Raw genomic sequence first — 1,029 nt, 5'->3', positions numbered from 1 at the left:
GCACCAGCTCAACCAGCGCAGCAGGAAATCTGCCCCTACTGCGGCAAGCAGATTCCGCCCGGAGCGAGGTTCTGTCCTTACTGTGGGCACCAGATACACCGCTGTCCCAACGGCCACATAGTTCCTGAGGGAGCGAAGTTCTGCCCTGTCTGTGGAGCGAAGATCGAGTGATGGCTTCTGCCATTTTATATTCTTTCGACATCTGAGTCAATACGGCAGGCCGTAGTGCTCGACAACTAGTTCGTCCAGTCCTATCCGCTCAAGCGCACTCAGGGGCACCTGCATGGAGACCTGAACTATCCCGGGGAGCCTTCCAATCTCCACAGCGCCGCTTATCGTTACCCTGTTTCTAACCTCATCCACGCTCATTCCAAACAGGTCTGCCGCTCGTTGGAATCCCCTCATGGCGGCCTCGTTTATTGTAGGCCCTGAGCCTATGACCTGCACTGGCGCAACGGGTTCCGGTTCGAGTCCGAATCTCCTCGCCAGGCTCTGAACTTTCTCCCACTCGTCCTTTCTCCAGGGTCTCGCGAGGGGTGGTAGATTCTCCTCCGGAGGGAGAAGGATTGGCCCATCCAAGTTCACGTTTTTGAGGACTGAAACCTCCACGATGCTTTCTGCGGTCACGTCGGTGGTATGGCCTGCCACCTCACCGTCGCCCTGCATTGCGTGTGCATCGCCGGCATAGATTCCTCCACCCTTGACCTTTACGGGTGCGATTACTATCGTCCCCTCCCTGACGGAATCCACGTCCAGATGGCCGTCCGTCATAGAACCACCATACAATACTTGTCAAAAATTGATAAAAGCTTTTCTTGCCGTGACAAACAGAAAAATCCTAGAGCATTAAAGTTGACTGTCTGTGACTTCACTTACCCAGGCTCTCAATGAAATGAAAGGGAAGGTCACCTACTGAACCGCTCCTCTATGTAGGCCCTGATGAGGTCCTTCGTCGCGAGCATGCCCTTGACGTGCGTCCGCTCCATGCCGTGGCTCGCATGCACTCCCTGGCCGATGAGGGCGACCTTA

Annotated in this window: 2 protein-coding genes and 1 pseudogene; 1 reads left to right on the top strand and 2 read right to left on the bottom strand. The window is 55.4% G+C overall.

Features of this window, described 5'->3' with window-relative positions; genetic code table 11:
- On the top strand, positions 1 to 171 hold a 171-nt coding region (locus APY94_RS13045; RefSeq protein WP_157065560.1), incomplete at its 5' end, for a zinc ribbon domain-containing protein.
- Between the two features lie 36 nt (positions 172 to 207).
- Here the strand turns inward: APY94_RS13045 and APY94_RS12720 are convergent.
- Positions 208 to 771, bottom strand: a complete 564-nt coding sequence (locus APY94_RS12720) for an acetamidase/formamidase family protein (protein ID WP_245610481.1) — start codon at positions 769 to 771, stop codon at positions 208 to 210.
- A gap of 134 nt (positions 772 to 905) precedes the next feature.
- Positions 906 to 1,029 (bottom strand): annotated as a pseudogene (locus APY94_RS13790) (M42 family metallopeptidase); the annotation flags it as partial.

Origin of the sequence: Thermococcus celericrescens (assembly GCF_001484195.1) — an archaeon.
In the GTDB taxonomy this organism is placed as follows: Archaea; Methanobacteriota_B; Thermococci; order Thermococcales; family Thermococcaceae; genus Thermococcus; species Thermococcus celericrescens.
This window is presented reverse-complemented; position numbering and strand designations above follow the sequence as displayed.

Bases quoted from the DNA above. Each gene is read 5' to 3' on its own strand.
- APY94_RS12720 (WP_245610481.1), bottom strand. From the start codon at position 771: ATGACGGACGGCCATCTGGACGTGGATTCCGTCAGGGAGGGGACGATA.